Below are 15,914 nucleotides of genomic sequence, written 5' to 3' on the forward strand. Positions count from 1 at the left end.
AGCAGGCCCTTCAGCGTCTCCAGCGACGACTTCACGGTGTCGTGGTCGGGGTCGAGCGGCTGGATGTTGAGCTGGGTGACCCCGGCGGCGGCGAACTCGCGGACCTGCGCGGCGACCTCGTCCTCGCTGCCGATCAGCGACACCGCGTGGACGAGCTCCTCGGGCACCTTCTCGGCCGCCTCCTCCTTGCGGCCGGACAGGTAGAGGTCCTGGATCTCGGCCGCCTCGGTCTCGAACCCGTAGCGGGCGGCGAGGTCGTTGTAGAAGTTCTTGCCCTTGGCGCCCATGCCGCCGACGTAGAGCGCGAGCTGCGGCCGGACGTGCTCGCGCAGCTTGCCCGCCCCGGGCCCGACGGCGAAGGGCACGTTGACGGAGGTCTGCAGCTCGCCCAGCGCCGGATCGCGGCGGGCCTTGCCGGCCTCGAGCGAGGCGCCCCAGACCTCGTGCGCGCGCCCCGGGTGGAACCAGATCGGCTCCCAGACCTCGGCCAGCTCGGCGGCCAGCTCGACGTTCTTCGGCCCGATCGCGGCGAGCATGACCGGGATCTGCGCGCGCACCGGGTGGTTGATGATCTTCAGCGGCTTGCCGAGCCCGGTGCCCTGCTCGGGGGGCAGCGGGATCGTGTAGTGCTTGCCGTCGTACTGCACCTTCTCGCGGCGCCAGACCTGCCGGCAGATCTCGATGATCTCGCGGGTGCGCCCGACCGGGGCGTCGTACCGGACGCCGTGGAAGCCCTCGATGACCTGCGGGCCCGACGCGCCCATCCCGAGCACGAACCGGCCGTCGGAGACGTAGTCCAGCCCGGCCGCGGTCATGGCGGTCAGCGACGGGGTCCGCGTGTAGATCTGGACGATCCCCGACTCGATGTGCAGTCGCGACGTGCGCGCCGCGAGGTATCCCAGCTGGCTCACCGCGTCGAAGCTGTAGAGCTCGGCGACGCTGACCGCGTCCAGCCCGATCTCCTCGAGCTCGACGAGCCGCTCGACGGTCTCGTGGAAGCCGCCCTGCGCGTAGGCCAGGCCCATCCCGACCTTGATCGCGCTCATCCGAGCACCACCCGCCCGATGATCTCCTTCATGATCTCGGTCGTGCCGCCGTAGATCGTCTGGACGCGGGTGTCGAGGTAGGCCTTCGCGACCGGGTACTCCTTCATGTAGCCGTAGCCGCCGTGCAGCTGCAGGCAGGAGTCGATGACCTCCTTGGCCGTCTCGCTCGACCAGTACTTGGCCATGGAGGCGTCCGCGGGCCCGAGCTTGCCCTCGTTCAGCTCGGTGATGCAGCGGTCGACGAACGTGCGGGTGACCGCGAGCTTGGTCGCCATCTCGGCGGCCGAGAAGCGCACCGTCTGGAGCTTCGCGAGCGGCTTGCCGAACGCGGTCCGCTCCTTGACGTACTTCACCGTCTCCTCGAGCACCTTCTCCGCACCCGCGATCGCGCCGACGGCGATCGAGAGCCGCTCGCGGGGGAGGTTCTGCATGAGGTAGATGAAGCCCTTGCCCTCCTCGCCGAGGAGGTTGGCGGCGGGCACGCGCACGTCGGTGAACGACAGCTCGGCGGTGTCCTGGGCGGACATCCCGATCTTCTCGAGGTTGCGGCCGCGCTCGAAGCCGGGCGTGTCCCGCTCGACGACGATGAGGCTGAAGCCGTGGGCGCCGGCGTCGGGATCGGTCTTGCAGACCACGATGACGAGGTCGGACATGATGCCGTTGGTGATGAACGTCTTCTGGCCGTTGATCACCCACTCGTCGCCCTCGCGGACGGCGCGGGTCTGGATGCCCTGGAGGTCCGAACCGGTGCCCGGCTCGGTCATCGCGATGGCCGTGATCATCTCGCCGGAGCAGAAGCGCGGCAGCCAGCGCTGCTTCTGCTCCTCGTTCGCGAGCTCGATGAGGTAGGGCGCGATGACGTCGTTGTGCAGCGAGAAGCCCAGGCCGCTCGTGCCGGCCCGCGCGACCTCCTCGGTGACGATCCACTGGAAGCGCAGGTCGGGGGTGCCCCCGCCGCCGAACTCCTCCGGGACGTCCATGGCGAGCAGGCCGGTCTTCCCGGCCGCCTGCCAGACCTCGCGGCTGACGTGTCCCTGCTTCTCCCACTCCGCGTGGTGGGGCGCCGCCTCCTTCTCGAGGAAGTCCCGCACCATCTCGCGGAAGTCGTTGTGCTCGTCGGAGAAGATCGTGCGCTCCACCGGCTGGCCCCTCCTCGTGAAACGTCGGGACGCCGTCGTGCGCCCGCGGCCCTGCTGGTCCGGCCAGCGTGGCCGGACCGACCGGTAACAGTCAAGCCTGACTCTTCCGTGATTCCGTACCACCGGTTACGGTCGCGCCTGCCCTGTGGCGGGCGTCACCGATCGTCCGTTTCTTCCGGTTCCCTCGTGGAGGTCCCCCGTGCCGTTCCGCCTGACCGACGTCGTCCGCCAGTACGTGAGCACACCGGACCTGGTGGCCATGACGTTCGAGGGGCAGAACACCACCTACGCCGAGCTCGACCGGCGCGGCGGGCTGGCCGCCCGGGCGATGGCCGCCGACGGCGTCGGTGCCGGGGCGCGGGTGGTCTGGCTGGGCAAGAACCGCCCCGAGTTCTTCGACCTGCTCTTCGGCGCCCCGCGCGTGCGGGCCGGGACGGCGCCGCTGAACAACCGGCTCACCCAGGACGAGCTGATCGCGATCATCGAGGACTCCGCCGCGCCGCTGGTCGTGCTCGGTCCGGACTTCGCCGCGATGCGCGACGACGTCGGGAAGATCGACGCCGTGCGGCGCGTGCTCGTCGTCGGCGAGGACTACGAGGACTGGCTCGCCGCGTCCGACGAGGTGCTCGACCCGCCCGACGACGCGCAGGACGACGACTGCGTCCTGCAGCTCTACACGTCGGGCACCACGGGCCTGCCCAAGGGCGTCGTGCTGACCCACACCCAGTTCGCGGCCCTGCTCTCGGTCGGCGACCACTGGGGCTTCGACACCGAGTCGGTGGGGCTCGTCGCGATGCCGCTGTTCCACATCGGCGGCTCGGGCTTCGCGCTGGTCTGCCTGTCGTTCGGGGCGCGGTGCGTGCTGATCGCCGACATCGTCCCGGACCAGCTGCTCGCCACGATGGCCGACGAGGGCGTCACCAACGCGTTCCTCGTGCCCGCCGTGCTGCAGTTCCTCACCCAGGTGCCCGGCGCGGCGGACAAGGACTGGTCGAAGCTGCGCGCCATCGCCTACGGCGCCTCGCCGATCACGAGCGCCGTGCTGAACCGCGTGCTGACCACGTTCCGGGCGCCGCTGTTCCAGGTCTACGGCTCGACGGAGACGACCGGCGCGATCAGCCAGCTCGACCCCGACGACCACGACCCCGACGGCCCGCGCGCCCACCTCATGCGCTCGGCCGGCAAGGCCTACCCGTGGGTCGAGCTCAAGGCCGTCGACCCGGCCTCCGGCGAGGACGTCCCGCAGGGCACGGTCGGTGAGATCTGGATCCGGTCCTCCCAGGTCACCCCCGGGTACTGGGCGCGCCCCGAGGAGACAGCGAAGGCCCTGGAGGGCGGCTGGTTCCACACCGGCGACGCGGGCTACCTCGACGAGGAGGGCTTCCTCTTCCTCACCGACCGCATCAAGGACATGATCGTCACCGGGGCGGAGAACGTGTACCCCATCGAGGTCGAGAACGTCCTCTCGGAGCACCCCGACCTCGCCGACGTCGCCGTCATCGGGGTCCCGGACGAGCGGTGGGGCGAGACCGTCAAGGCGGTCGTCGTCGCCCGGGAGGGCGCCGAGATCGACACCGACGCGCTGCTCGAGTGGGCCAAGGAGCGCATCGCCGGGTTCAAGCGGCCCCGGTCGGTCGACGTCGTCGACGCGCTGCCCCGCAACCCCTCGGGGAAGATCCTCAAGAAGGACCTCCGCAAGCCCTACTGGGAGAACGCGGAGGGGCGTTCCATCGGCTGATACCCGCGCTGAGCTGCGCAAACGCCGGGGATCCAATATCAGGTTCTTGTGGGGCGTTGTGGCTCGAACCGGTCCGTCGGCGCGTCGCGCGGAACAGTTACGGAACATATCGTCGAGATGGCCGCGCGGCCGTCGACGACGACTGCAACAGCGCGCCAGCAGTCACGGAGTCGGTCAGGTCCTCGACGGGTCGCGAAGCCCGGCACAGCCAGGAGACGACCGCCCGGTCCTCGGCGCCGATCAGCTCGGCGCGCCGCGGCGGTGGCAGCAGCCGGGTGCTGGGCAGCCATTGGAGATCGTTCTCGGCCGGGCGGTGGTCGAGGTCGGAGACGAACTCCGGGGCGATCGCGGCCAGGTTCACACGACTGCGCGGCGGGTGTGCGGGGGAGGGCCTCGCCCACGACGACGTGCCCGAGGGCTGCCAGACCGCCCGCACGGCCGCAAGCGCCACCCCAGCAGCCCCGTCGGCGGTCATCGATGACCGGGCGCTTGCACCCGCACGAACAGGCCCGGCAGGGCAGAGCCCGCGCTGCCGAGGGAGGGACCTCGGAGGCCGGCCCGCGATAGGGACGGAACGCGCGTAGCTCAGGAGGGTGAAAGTCAAAGACTCGGTAACGAGACGACCACGTTCCGCGAATCGAGAGACGTCCGCAGCACGCGGGTCGGGGGAGCAGAGGAGCAGGACAGTGACGGACGTTCAGGACGGAACCCGGGTCTCGGAGAACCCCGAGCACGACGCGGACAAGACCGCGCCGATCCGGATTCCCGACCAGTTTCGTCAGGCCCCTCCCATGGCTCCAGTGCAGCCGCAGCAGCGCCACCAGCTCGCCCGCCCGATGGCGCCGCAGCCCGCGCACTCGCAGCCCTCGCCGGTTGTGCAGGCCCCGAGCAACGGCTTCGGGATCACCGCGCTCTGCCTCGGCATCGTCAGCCTCGTCTTCATGCTGATCCCGCTCACCGGGTTCATCGCCGTCATCCTGGGCGGCCTCGCAGTGATCTTCGGCCTGCTCGGGTGGGGTCGAGTCCGTCGAGGTGCTGCGACCAACAAGGGCGTCACGATCTCCGGTACGGCCTGCGGCGCCCTGGGTCTCGTGGTCGGCATCATCGGGATCGTCATCGTCTTCCAGGCCACGGCGCAGTTCACCGAGGACATGGACCGCCTCACCGGAACCAGCTCGTCGGGCGCGCCGCTCGTGCCCTACAGCGGCTCGCCGGCCGCTCCGGAACGGCCCGCCGCCACCAGTTACACCTACGAGGTCACCGGCAACTACCGCGCCACTCAGATCAGCTACACCGAGTCCAACGGCGACAGCACGATGGTCAACAACAACGGCACCACCAGCTCCGGCTCCGAGCTGCCCTGGACGAAGACGGTGACCCCCGAGCCCAACGGGAACTTCCAGTCCCTCAACGCCTCCACCCTGAGCAGCCGAGGCAACAGCTGGATCACCTGCACCATCAAGGACCAGACCGGCGCGGTCGTCGCCACCGAGACCGGCCGCGGCGCCTACGCTTCCTGCTACGCCTCCACGCCCTTCAACTGAGTCTGAGGCCGAGGAGACCGGGCCGGCGTTGGCCGGTCCGGGTCCGCGGTCCGTTGTGGGTCCTCGGTCGCGATCCCCGGAACCACGACGGAACGCCTCTAGCTTCAGCACCCTTGGAGGCACCTGTTTCGGCAGGCGAGAGAGCTCGCGCGAAGATCACCGCCAGGTACTCACGATGGAGCTGCGCAAGCCCTACTGGGAGAACGCCGACGGCCGGCAGATCGGCTGACGCGCGCCCGGACGCGCAGGCTGGTGCCGTCGGGTGGTGCGCTCCTACGGTGACGGGGTGAGCGCGGGGACCGAGGCGGAGCTCGCGGCGATGCGCACGCGTGTCCGCGGCCAGGTGGAGCGCTCCCGGGCCCTCATCGCCCGCGTGGCGTCCACCGTCGCGCTCCAGGAGGAGCGGGCCCGCGCGGTGTTCGACCACTCCGAGCAGCGGCTCAACCGGCTCGCCCGGGCGCTGCCCCGCACCTACGGCCTCCCGGCGTCGCCGCCTCCGCAGACGGCGGACGACGTCTTCGGCGCGGTGCTCGCGGCCGCCCGCGCGGCGTTCCGCGGCGCCACGGCGGTCAGCCTGACCTCGGTGCAGGTGGGTTCCTCCGGACAGCGGTACTTCGCCACTGTCGCCGCCAGCGGGGACGCCGAACGCCTCGACGCCGTGCAGTACGCCCTGCGGGAGGGGCCCACCGTCGAGGCGGTCGCGCTGGACCACGTCGGGGCGATCCGCGCCGAGGACCTGGCGTCCGAGGACGCCGCGTGCTGGCCCCGCTTCAGCGCGGCCGCCTGCGCCTTCGGGGTGCGCTCGATGCTCTCGATCTCGGTCCCCCGGACGCGGCAGCACGTGGGCCCGGAGATCGGCTGGCCCGTGGTCGGCGCCATCACCCTCTACGCGCCCGAGCGCGGCGCCTTCGTCGAGCCCGAGGCCACCGGGCTCGTCCTCGGCACCTGGGCCGGGTCGGTGCTGAGCGGCGGTGAGCCCGCCGAGGTGTACGACGCCGCGACCCACCGGCCACCCCGGCCGACGGAGCGTCCCGCCGGGGACTAGGAGCGCAGGATCTCGCCGGGCGAGCGGCCGTAGACCCGCCGGTACTCCACCGCGAAGCGTCCGGGATTGGCGAAGCCCCAGCGCGCCGCGGTCGCGCCGACGGTGGCGCCCCGCGTCGGGTCGGCGGACCGCAGCTCGGCGTGCGCCCGCTCCATCCGCACGTGTCGCAGGTGCTGGAGCGGTGTGGTGTCGCGGTGGCGGCGGAACAGGTGCTGGAGCCCGCGGACCCCGATCCGGGCCGCCGCGGCGATGTCGTCGACCCCGATGTCCTCGCCGGCGTGCACGTCGATGTGGTCCAGTGCCCGCCGCAGGACCGCCGGCTCGGCGCGGCCGCCGCCACGCACGTCGTCCAGCCCGTCCAGCCCGGCCAGCCCGGCCAGCCCGGCCAGCCCGGTGTTCGGGTACGCGAGCAGGGCCGCCGTCGCGAGGGCACGGGTCGCCTCGCCCAGCACCAGGGGGCTCGCGGTCAGGGCGTCGTCGCCCAGCACCTCGCGGACGTGGGCGACCACGCCGTTCCAGTAGCGCACGGCCGCCGGCGAGACCGGGGTCATGGAGGTGAAGCGGACGAGGGGCGCCTCGATCCCGAGGATCGACGCCGCCGTCCGGTCGAGTGCCGACGCGGCGAACGAGACGGTCTCGACGGTGACGTCGCTCGCGTGGACGTCGTAGCCGTGCCGGACGGGCAGGAGCGCGGGGGTCCCGGGCCTGGCGCCGACGACCTCGCGCCCGTCGTCGACCGCCACCGTCCCGTCGAGGCAGGTCGCGGCGACGACGACGTCCTCCGGGGCGGGCACGGCCATCGTCACGGTCATGCCGTAGCGCAGACGGCCGACGGCGACCTCGGCGCCGGCGAGCCGTGTGAGGGCGAACCGGAAGTCCGCGGCGTCGCCCGAGCACGTGACGGTGAAGTCGGTGTAGCACTCGCGCAGCACCTCGTGGGCGAACTCCGGGTCGGCGGACTGCACGTCGGACCGCACGATCCGTCGGGACGCGGTGTCGGGCACGGCGGTCACCTCCCCAGGCGGTGGTCCTCCCCGTCCGGACCACCGAGCGACGCCTTTGTTCACTCCCGGTCCCCCAGCATGCCCCTCCCGGTCAAGAGTGAGCGGCGTCGACTGGCCCGGACGGCGGCGTCGCGACACCCCGTTGAGTTACCGGTGCGTAGAATTCGTCCGGTCAGCGAAGAGGAGGTACGGTCAGCGACAGCGGTCGACCAGGCGGCCCGGTTCGCGGGCTGTGCTGCCTGCGGGGCGCCGCCGCTCGGTGCGCCACTGCCTGCAGCCTGCCGCCGTCCGGCGAGGAGGTGTAGTGCTGTCGCTCGACGCGCAGCTGGTGGTGGCGCTGCGCACCGCCGCCCATGAGCTGGCCGACACCCGCAGTGTGCGCGACCCGGACCGGACGCTGGCCGAGCTCGTGCTGGCCGCCGTGCGTGCCGTGCCCGGCGCGGAGGACGGTGGGATCAGCGTCCGCCGCCGGGACACGGTGATCGCGTGTCATCCCACGGCGCCGCACGTCGCCGAGCTCGATCGGCTGCAGGGCGAGCTGCACGAGGGCCCGTGCATCACCGCCCTCGAGGACGCCCCGCCGGACGGTGTCGTCGTCGCCGCGGACCTCGACGGCGACGACGCCGCGCGCTGGCCCCGGTTCGCGCCGGCGGCGGTGGCCGCGGGCGTCCGCGCGATGCTGTCCACCCAGGTGTCCATGGACGGCGGCGCGGTGGCGAGCGTCAACCTCTACGCCTCCCGGCCCGAGGTGTTCGACGACGCCGCGCAGCTGCTCGCGGGCCTGCTGGCCGCGCAGGGCGCCCTGCTGCTCCACGGCAGCCACCACGCGGCGCTCCTGACCGACGCGGTCGAGAACCGGGACGTCATCGGGCAGGCCAAAGGGCTCCTCATGGAGCGGTTCCACGTCGACGACGACGAGGCCTTCCGGATGCTCAAGTCGTCGTCGCAGGAGACCAACCTCAAGCTCGTCGACGTCGCGCGGTGGATGCAGCAGGAGGCGCGGGGCGCCACCGGGACGTCCCGGGCCGGCCACAGCACGTCCGCCCGAGGTGCCGGGCGCGCGGATCTCCCGTGCTGAACCGATCCAAGAGCTCGCGGGGTGTTTCCGCACCTCGGAGCCGGGGCACGCTGGTGTCAACCGGCCGCACGCTGGAGCTTCGGGGGCTCCGGTGCAGCCTTTCCGAGAGGCCGGTCCCGCCCCTGGCGCTGGGGAGCCGACCGGGGGCGGGGCCAGGCCCCACCACGCCAGGACCGACGCCGCCGTCCGGAGCAGCTCGTTCGATCCGTGGCGTCGTCCGTCCGGCGGGCGGGTACAGCGACGTCGTGACGGTTGAGAACACAGGCGTCGCGCTCGCCCGCCAGGCATCGGAGGCGCTCCGGCGTCTCGACCACCAGGGCCGAGCGCTCCGACCCGACGGCGTCGACCGGTTCAGCTGGTCCGCGGACGTCCTCGACGAGCTCGCGCGGTTGGCCGAGACCCTCGGCGCCGCGGTGGAGCACGTCTCGGGCGAGACCGCACCGGGCGCCGAGTCCCACGCCCGGGCCCTCGCGACCGCGATCGTGGCGCACCGGAACTCGCTGCTGCGCCACCGCGACGGCGACCGCCCTTTCCTCCGTGGCGATGACCCCGTGGTCCCCCCGGCCATCGCCCCGACGTCCACCGGGGGCACGGAGCCGATCCCGCTCGCGGGATAGGCGCTCTCCGCGACTCCTCGGTGTGAGCTGAACGGGTGTTCAGGATCGCACCAGAGGTACCTACCGGGCGGGCAATGGCGACGTAACATGAGGTCGTCGGCCGCGCCCCCCTCGGCCGACCATGGTTCCGGGAGCGCATCCCCCCGCGCTCCCGGAACCCCCAACCTCACCGGTCGCCGACGTGCTCCAGCACGAGGTCCGCGAGCCGGTCGGGCGTCTCGTCCGGGATCCAGTGGCTGACGCCGGGGAGCACCTCCAGCCGGTACGGGCCGGTGACCCAGCGCGGTGTGCCGTCCACGGCGGCCCGTGAGATGGCCACGTCCCCGTCGCTCCAGACCATGAGGGTCGGCGTGCCGACCGTGAGGCGCAGCCCGCGGTGCTCCCAGAACGGCATCGCCCGGTACCAGTTGACCGCGCCGGTCAGGGCCGCGGACAGGCCGCCCTTCGCGGCGAGCGCCGCCTCGTCGCGCCGGGCGTGCTCCGAGCTCTGGCCGGCGCGGCGGACCGCGGCCGCGAGCCCGCCGGGCCGCCGCAGGACGCGCTCGGCGACGCCCGGGAGCTGGAAGGCGTACATGTACCAGGACAGCGCCGCCTGCCGGCTGGACACGATCGCCCGGGTGAACGCCGCCGGGTGCGGCACCGACACGGCGGTGAGCGTGCGGACCCGCTCGGGGCGCAGCGCCGCGAACGCCCAGGCCACCACCGCGCCCCAGTCGTGGCCCACGACGTGCACCGGGCCGCCGCCGATCTCCCCGACGAGCGCGTCGACGTCGCCGACCAGCTCCTCGACGCGGTAGGCGCGCCGGCCGGCGGGACGCGCGCCGGGCGAGTAGCCGCGCTGGTCGGGTGCGACGACGCGGTGCCCGGCCGCGGCGAGCCGGCGGGCGACGGGCTCCCAGCTCGCCGCCGTCTGCGGGAACCCGTGCAGCAGGACGACGGGCGTGCCGTCCGCCGAGCCCCACTCGGTGACGTCGAAGGTCAGGTCGCCGCGCGTGAACGAGTCCATCCGGGGGATCGTGCCCGGCGCGGATCGTTCCGTCGATCTTGCGAACCCGATCTCGACGGAGAGGTCGCGACACTCCGTCCAAGTGGCACCCGTGTGCGGGAGGGTCGCGTTACGGTCGGTGCACGCGGCGTCCACCCTCGGACGCGGCGCGCGGGGCCGGGACGACGGGAGCGGCACGAGCGCATGTCCAAGGGATTGAGACGATTCCTGATCATCGTCGTGGTCGCCGTCGTGCTCTACTTCATCATCGCCCAGCCCGAGGGCGCCGCGGACGTCGTCCGCTCGATCCTGGCCATCATCGGCAACGCGCTGTCGTCGATCGCGACGTTCTTCCGCTCGCTGTTCTAGGGCCTCCTAGACGACGGCGAACTCCCCGGCCGCGTACCGCTCCCGGAGGCGGTGCTTGACGAGCTTGCCGGTGGGCGTGCGCGGCAGGTCGTCGGTGAACACCAGCCGGCGCGGCGTCTTGTACCGGGCGATCCGTCCGCGCACGTGCTCGAGCAGCTCCTCGGCCAGCGCGTCCGACGGCTCGTGGCCGGGCGCCGGCTCGACGACGGCGAAGACCGACTCGCCCATCTCCTCGTCGGGCACGCCGATCACCGCCACGTCGTAGACCGCGTCGTGCAGCGTGAGGACGTCCTCGATCTCCTGCGGGTAGATGTTCACACCACCCGAGATGATCATGAAGCTCTTGCGGTCGGTGAGGTAGAGGAAGCCGTCGTCGTCGACGTAGCCGAGGTCACCGGTCGTCGTCCACGTCTCGTGCTCGGGGTGCTGCGAGCCGCGGGTCTTCTCGGGGTCGTTGTGGTACTCGAACGGCACCCGGTCGCGCTCGAAGTAGACGGTGCCGACCTCGTTCGCCGCGAGCTCACGTCCTTCGTCGTCACAGACGTGGATCGTGCCGAGGCCGGCCAGACCCACCGAGCCGGGACGCTCGAGCCACTGCCGCGAGTCGATGAACGTGATCCCGTTCGCCTCGCTGGAGCTGTAGTACTCGTAGAGCACCGGGCCCCACCAGTCGATCATCGCCCGCTTGACGTCCACCGGGCACGGCGCCGCGGCGTGGATCGCCACCCGCAGGCTGGAGACGTCGTAGCGCCTCCGGGTCTCCTCCGGGAGCTTCAGCATGCGGACGAACATCGTCGGCACCCACTGGCTGTGGGTCACGCGGTAGCGCTCGATCGCGGCCAGCGCCTGCTCCGGATCGAACCGGTGCATCATCACGACGGTGCCGCCGCTCGACTGGATCGTGGCGCCGAAGCGCAGCGGCGCCGCGTGGTACACGGGCGCCGGGGAGAGGTAGACCGTGTCCTCGCCGAAGCCGTACATCGGCACGAACACCGCGAGGTAGAGGTCGCCGGGCTCGTCGATCTGCCGGTCGACGAGGTTCGGCTTGATGCCCTTGGGACGGCCGGTGGTGCCGGAGCTGTAGAGCATGTCGCCGCCGCGGGGCTGGTCGGCCATGGGTTCGGCGCTCTGCGCGCCGACGACCTCGTCGTAGTCGCGGTGCCCCGGCACGCTGCCGCCGAACGCGAGCCGCAGCGTCACCTGCGGGGTCCTCTCGACGATCGCCGCGGCCAGCTCGTCCTTCGCGGCCGAGACGACGAGGGCCCGCGCGCCGCAGTCGTCGACGATGTACGAGGCCTCGTCCGCGGAGAGGTGGTGGTTCACGGCGGTCACGAGCAGCCCCGCGCGCTGCGCGGCCCAGTAGACCTCGAAGACCCTCGGGTGGTTGTCCGAGAGCAGGGCGACGACGTCGCCGCGGCGCAGCCCGTGCTCGTGCAGCGTGCGCGCCAGGCGCACGGAGCCGTCCTCGAGCTCGCGGTACGTCAGCCCCTCGCCGGTCTCGGCCATGATCACGGCGGGACGGTCGGGGGCGGTGGCGGCGAAGGTGCCGGGGTACATCGTCGTCTCCCTGGGATCGGCCTGCCTAGTCGCGGTACCGGGGCGCGCGGCGCTCGGTGAACGCGGTGACGGCCTCGGTGAGGTCGTCGGAGATCAGCGACGAGGCGTTCCACGTCGCGATCTGGTCGAGGCCGTCGGCGACGGTGTGGTCGCGGGCGTAGGTGATCGCGTGCTTGGTGCCGCGCAGTGCCAGCGGCGACTTCGCGGCGAGCCCCCGGGCGACCTCGGTGACGTGGGGGAGCAGGTCGTCGTCCTCGACGCACTCGTTGGCCAGGCCCGTGGTCGCGGCCTCGGCGCCGCCGACGTCGCGGCAGGTGTAGGCCATCTCGCGGGCCCGGCCCTCGCCGACGATGCGGGGCAGGCGCTGGAGGACGCCGACGTCGGCGGCGAGGCCCATGTCGACCTCCTTGAGCGAGAACCTCGTCCGCGGGGTGGCGTAGCGCAGGTCGCACGCGACGGCGAGGTCGAGCCCGGCGCCGACGCACGCGCCCTGGATCGCGGCGAGCACGGGGACGCGGCAGCGCTCGACGGTCGTGAGGACGTCCTGGAGGTCGAGGATGAGGCGGCGCAGACCCTCGCGGGCCCGGCCGGGGTCGGCGCCGGCCGGGGCCATGCCCTGGATCTCGGCGAGCATCGACAGGTCGATCCCGGCGCAGAAGTGCTTGCCCTCGCCGGTGAGCACGACGACGCGCACGGCCGGGTCGGCGTCGAGGGCGCGGAACGTCGCGCGGAGCTCCTGCCAGAGCGTGCGGTCGAGCGCGTTGGCGGCCGCGGGCCGTGCCAGGCGCACCGTCGCGACACCGTCGTCGTGTGTGACCGACAGCGCCGTCGGCGCCGGTGCGTCGACGTCGAGCGTGCTCACGTCGCCGTTCTCCCTTCGTCGTCCTGCGCGCACCGTCTCACGGTGGCGTGCTCGTCGCGCGGAGTGATCGAGTGGTGACGCAGGTCTCGCGCCCCCACCATGACCCACGTTATGGTCCCTGCCGCGCGCCCGTCCCTCGGGCGCTGCCGAGGTGGGAGGTCACGCATGAGGATCGTCGTCGACTGGGACCGGTGCACCGGGATGGGCATGTGCGAGTCCCTCGCCCCCGACGTGTTCGAGGTGGACGACGACGGGTCGCTGATCGTGCACAGCGAGGAGGTGCCCGAGGGGCAGGAGGGCGAGGTCCGCGAGGCCGTCGCCAGCTGCCCGACCGAGGCGCTCTCGCTCGAGGGCGAGTAGGGGCGTGCCGCGGCTGGTGGTCGTCGGCGCCTCGCTGGCGGGGCTGCGGGCGGTCGAGGCGGTCCGGCGTGACGGGTTCGACGGCGACGTGACGCTGATCGGGGCCGAGGAGCACCTGCCATACGACCGCCCGCCGCTGTCCAAGGAGTACCTCTCGGCCGACGAGTGCCCCGACCCGCGCTACCGCGAGGAGGAGACGTTCGCCGGCGACCTCGAGGTCGAGCTGCTGCTCGGCACGCCGGCCTCGGCGCTCGACACCACCGGGCGCACCGTCACCGTCGGCGACCGCGCGGTGCCCTACGACGGGCTCGTCATCGCCACCGGCGCGCACGCGCGGACGCTGCCCGGCACCGAGGGGATCGCCGGCGTGCACACCGTGCGCACCCTCGACGACGCCCAGGCGCTCCGGAAGGCGCTGCGCGGCGGCGCGCGGCGGCTCACGGTCGTCGGCGCGGGGTTCATCGGCTCCGAGGTGGCCGCCGTGGGGCGCAAGCTCGGCCTCGAGGTGACGATCCTCGAGGCGCTCGAGACCCCGCTCGCTCGCGCGGTCGGCGAGCGCATGGGTCGCGCGCTGACCCACCTGCACCGCGCGCACGGCACCGACGTCCGCACGGGCGTGGCGGTCTCCGACGTGCTCGAGGAGAACGGTCGGGTGACCGGCGTGCGTCTCGGGGACGGCACCGAGGTCGCGACCGACGTGCTCGTCGTCGGCATCGGGGCGCGGCCGGCAACTGACTGGCTCGAGGGTTCCGGGCTGACGCTCGACGACGGCGTCGTGGCCGACGAGACCCTGGCCGCCGCCGACGGTGTCTACGTCGCGGGCGACGTGGCGCGCTGGCCGAACGGGCTGTTCTCCGGCGTCGTCGACGGCCCGATGCGCCTGGAGCACTGGACGTCGGCGGCCGACCAGGGCGGTCGCGCGGCCCGCAACGCCGTCGACCCGGCCACGGCGACCGCGTACGAGACCGTCCCCTACTTCTGGTCGGACTGGTACGACGGCCGCGTCCAGTTCGTGGGTGTCGCGGAGGGCGAGCACATCGAGGTCGTGGCCGGCGACGACGCCGAGGGCGGGCCGTTCACGGCGATCTACCGCGCGGGCGACCGGATCGTCGGCGCGCTCGCGGTCGACATGCCCGCCGAGGTCATGAAGTACCGGCGCCTCATCGGCGGGCGGAAGAGCTGGGACGACGCCCTGGAGCTGGCCGAGCAGCGCCGGGCGGCCCGGGCGCAGAAGGCCGCGGAGAAGCAGCGGGAAGCGAGCTCATGAGCGGCACGCCCGATCCCGACCCGCTCGACCTCTCGAGCCTCGACTTCTGGGGCCGGCCGATGGCCGAGCGCGACGCGACGTTCCGGGAGCTGCGCGATCAGCGCCCGATCTCCTGGCACCGCCCGCCCGAGGGCATGCTCATGCCGGGTGCGGACGACCCCGGGTTCTGGGCGGTCGTGCGCCACGCCGACATCGGCCACGTCAGCAAGAACCCGAAGATCTTCTGTTCGGGGCAGGGCGTGCAGTTCCAGGACGCGCCGCCCGAGCTGCTCGAGGCGTCCCAGTCGTTCCTCGCGATGGACGCGCCGCGGCACACCCAGCTCCGCAAGATCGTCAGCGCCGCGTTCACGCCGAAGCAGGTGCGGACGATCGAGAGCCGCATCGCCGAGCGCGCCGAGCGGATCGTCGACGACCTCCTCGACCACGGTGACGGCGACTTCGTCGCGCTGGTGGCCAAGCAGCTGCCGATGGGCACCATCTACGACCTCATGGGCGCGCCCGTGGAGTACCAGGAGTCGCTCGCCGAGGCGGCGGACCTGCTCGTGGCCACGAACGATCCCGACGTCCTCGAGAACCTGGGGCTCGAGGACCCGCTGCAGGCGGCGGGCCAGGCCCTCGCGGGCCTGCTGGGCCCGGCGCTCGAGCTCGCGGAGGCCCGGCGGCGGGACCCGCGGGACGACCTCATGACCAACCTCGTGCAGGCCGAGGTCGACGGCCAGCGGCTCACCGACGACGAGATCGGCGCGTTCTTCGTGCTCCTGTCGGTCGCGGGCAACGACACGACCCGCAACACCATCGCCCACGCGATGCGCGGGCTCACCGAGAACCCCGAGCAGCGGGCCTGGCTCGCCGAGGACCTCGAGGGCCGCGTCGGCGGCGCGGTGGAGGAGTTCGTGCGCCACGGCAGCCCGGTGCTCACGTTCCGCCGGACCGCGACCCAGGACACCGAGCTGCGCGGGCAGCACATCGCGGCCGGCGACAAGGTCGTCATGTTCTACGAGTCGGGCAATCGGGACGCGGACGTCTTCGCGGACCCGCTGCGCTTCGACCTCGCCCGCGACCCCAACCCGCACGTGGGGTTCGGGGGTGGCGGACCACACTTCTGCATGGGCAACATGCTCGCGCGCACGCAGTTGCGGCAGATCTTCTCGCAGCTCCTGACCCGGGTCCCGGACCTGACCGTCGGCGAGCCCGAGACGCTGCGCAGCAACTTCGTGCACGCGGTGAAGACGATGCCCTGCTCGCTCGGGGGTTGACGCTCGTCCCGGCCGCCCGCCCGCGGCCCGGGACCGGACGCAGGGAG

The 15,914-nt window shown here is 72.6% G+C and carries 16 protein-coding genes; 9 read left to right on the forward strand and 7 right to left on the reverse strand.

Features of this window, described 5'->3' with window-relative positions:
* Both ACR9E3_RS27890 and ACR9E3_RS27895 read right to left on the reverse strand, forming a co-directional pair.
* The coding region (locus tag ACR9E3_RS27890) for an LLM class F420-dependent oxidoreductase (protein ID WP_460384209.1) at positions 1 to 1,037 on the reverse strand (1,037 nt) is incomplete at its 3' end.
* A 5-nt stretch (positions 1,038 to 1,042) separates the two neighbouring features.
* On the reverse strand, positions 1,043 to 2,185 hold the full coding sequence (locus tag ACR9E3_RS27895; RefSeq protein WP_460384113.1) for an acyl-CoA dehydrogenase family protein: 1,143 nt from the start codon (positions 2,183 to 2,185) through the stop codon (positions 1,043 to 1,045).
* Positions 2,186 to 2,384: 199 nt separating this feature from the next.
* Here ACR9E3_RS27895 and ACR9E3_RS27900 point away from each other — a divergent pair, with 199 nt between their 5' ends.
* Positions 2,385 to 3,923: a long-chain-fatty-acid--CoA ligase gene (locus ACR9E3_RS27900; RefSeq protein ID WP_460384114.1), complete on the forward strand. Its 1,539-nt coding sequence runs from the start codon at positions 2,385 to 2,387 to the stop codon at positions 3,921 to 3,923.
* 97 nt (positions 3,924 to 4,020) lie between these two features.
* On the opposite strand, the gene ACR9E3_RS27905 is transcribed toward ACR9E3_RS27900, so the two are convergent.
* Positions 4,021 to 4,284: a hypothetical protein gene (locus tag ACR9E3_RS27905; protein WP_460384115.1), complete on the reverse strand. Its 264-nt coding sequence runs from the start codon at positions 4,282 to 4,284 to the stop codon at positions 4,021 to 4,023.
* A gap of 325 nt (positions 4,285 to 4,609) precedes the next feature.
* Here ACR9E3_RS27905 and ACR9E3_RS27910 point away from each other — a divergent pair, with 325 nt between their 5' ends.
* Both ACR9E3_RS27910 and ACR9E3_RS27915 read left to right on the forward strand, forming a co-directional pair.
* Positions 4,610 to 5,467: a DUF4190 domain-containing protein gene (locus ACR9E3_RS27910; RefSeq protein WP_460384116.1), complete on the forward strand. Its 858-nt coding sequence runs from the start codon at positions 4,610 to 4,612 to the stop codon at positions 5,465 to 5,467.
* A 286-nt stretch (positions 5,468 to 5,753) separates the two neighbouring features.
* A complete protein-coding gene (locus ACR9E3_RS27915) occupies positions 5,754 to 6,512 on the forward strand; it encodes a hypothetical protein (protein WP_460384118.1) in 759 nt (252 codons plus the stop codon).
* On the opposite strand, the gene ACR9E3_RS27920 is transcribed toward ACR9E3_RS27915, so the two are convergent.
* Positions 6,509 to 7,516: an AraC family transcriptional regulator gene (locus ACR9E3_RS27920; protein ID WP_460384119.1), complete on the reverse strand. Its 1,008-nt coding sequence runs from the start codon at positions 7,514 to 7,516 to the stop codon at positions 6,509 to 6,511. The two genes, ACR9E3_RS27915 and ACR9E3_RS27920, sit on opposite strands and share 4 nt — an antisense overlap.
* Positions 7,517 to 7,820: 304 nt before the next feature.
* Between ACR9E3_RS27920 and ACR9E3_RS27925 the strand changes: the two genes are divergently transcribed.
* Complete coding sequence (locus tag ACR9E3_RS27925; RefSeq protein ID WP_460384120.1) at positions 7,821 to 8,594, forward strand: ANTAR domain-containing protein; 774 nt, start codon at positions 7,821 to 7,823, stop codon at positions 8,592 to 8,594.
* Positions 8,595 to 8,839: 245 nt separating this feature from the next.
* Positions 8,840 to 9,211, forward strand: coding sequence for a hypothetical protein (locus ACR9E3_RS27930; RefSeq protein ID WP_460384121.1), 372 nt, complete (start codon positions 8,840 to 8,842; stop codon positions 9,209 to 9,211).
* A gap of 166 nt (positions 9,212 to 9,377) precedes the next feature.
* On the opposite strand, the gene ACR9E3_RS27935 is transcribed toward ACR9E3_RS27930, so the two are convergent.
* Entirely contained in the window at positions 9,378 to 10,217 is an 840-nt protein-coding gene (locus tag ACR9E3_RS27935; protein ID WP_460384122.1) for an alpha/beta fold hydrolase, read from the reverse strand.
* 183 nt (positions 10,218 to 10,400) lie between these two features.
* On the opposite strand from ACR9E3_RS27935, the gene ACR9E3_RS27940 reads away from it, so the two are divergent.
* Positions 10,401 to 10,565, forward strand: a complete 165-nt coding sequence (locus ACR9E3_RS27940) for a hypothetical protein (protein WP_460384123.1) — start codon at positions 10,401 to 10,403, stop codon at positions 10,563 to 10,565.
* 6 nt (positions 10,566 to 10,571) lie between these two features.
* Here the strand turns inward: ACR9E3_RS27940 and ACR9E3_RS27945 are convergent, their stop codons facing one another.
* Positions 10,572 to 12,122, reverse strand: coding sequence for an acyl-CoA synthetase (locus tag ACR9E3_RS27945; protein WP_460384124.1), 1,551 nt, complete (start codon positions 12,120 to 12,122; stop codon positions 10,572 to 10,574).
* 25 nt (positions 12,123 to 12,147) lie between these two features.
* Positions 12,148 to 12,984: a crotonase/enoyl-CoA hydratase family protein gene (locus ACR9E3_RS27950; RefSeq protein ID WP_460384125.1), complete on the reverse strand. Its 837-nt coding sequence runs from the start codon at positions 12,982 to 12,984 to the stop codon at positions 12,148 to 12,150.
* Between the two features lie 165 nt (positions 12,985 to 13,149).
* Here ACR9E3_RS27950 and ACR9E3_RS27955 point away from each other — a divergent pair, with 165 nt between their 5' ends.
* From ACR9E3_RS27955 to ACR9E3_RS27965, 3 genes are read left to right on the forward strand one after another with little or no spacing between them, the layout of a single operon-like run.
* Complete coding sequence (locus ACR9E3_RS27955; RefSeq protein ID WP_285648738.1) at positions 13,150 to 13,344, forward strand: ferredoxin; 195 nt, start codon at positions 13,150 to 13,152, stop codon at positions 13,342 to 13,344.
* Between the two features lie 4 nt (positions 13,345 to 13,348).
* On the forward strand, positions 13,349 to 14,611 hold the full coding sequence (locus ACR9E3_RS27960; protein ID WP_460384127.1) for an NAD(P)/FAD-dependent oxidoreductase: 1,263 nt from the start codon (positions 13,349 to 13,351) through the stop codon (positions 14,609 to 14,611).
* Entirely contained in the window at positions 14,608 to 15,867 is a 1,260-nt protein-coding gene (locus ACR9E3_RS27965; RefSeq protein ID WP_460384128.1) for a cytochrome P450, read from the forward strand. The genes ACR9E3_RS27960 and ACR9E3_RS27965 overlap by 4 nt, the downstream gene beginning before the upstream one ends.
* Positions 15,868 to 15,914 lie beyond the last annotated feature (47 nt).

This window comes from Actinomycetospora sp. C-140 (assembly GCF_054796175.1).

What these genes read in the sequence shown, in the direction of transcription:
- ACR9E3_RS27935 (WP_460384122.1), bottom strand. Translation starts at nt 10,217, where the DNA reads ATGGACTCGTTCACGCGCGGCGACCTGACCTTCGACGTCACCGAGTGG.
- ACR9E3_RS27940 (WP_460384123.1), top strand. Translation starts at nt 10,401, where the DNA reads ATGTCCAAGGGATTGAGACGATTCCTGATCATCGTCGTGGTCGCCGTC.
- ACR9E3_RS27945 (WP_460384124.1), bottom strand. Translation starts at nt 12,122, where the DNA reads ATGTACCCCGGCACCTTCGCCGCCACCGCCCCCGACCGTCCCGCCGTG.
- ACR9E3_RS27955 (WP_285648738.1), top strand. Translation starts at nt 13,150, where the DNA reads ATGAGGATCGTCGTCGACTGGGACCGGTGCACCGGGATGGGCATGTGC.
- ACR9E3_RS27965 (WP_460384128.1), top strand. Translation starts at nt 14,608, where the DNA reads ATGAGCGGCACGCCCGATCCCGACCCGCTCGACCTCTCGAGCCTCGAC.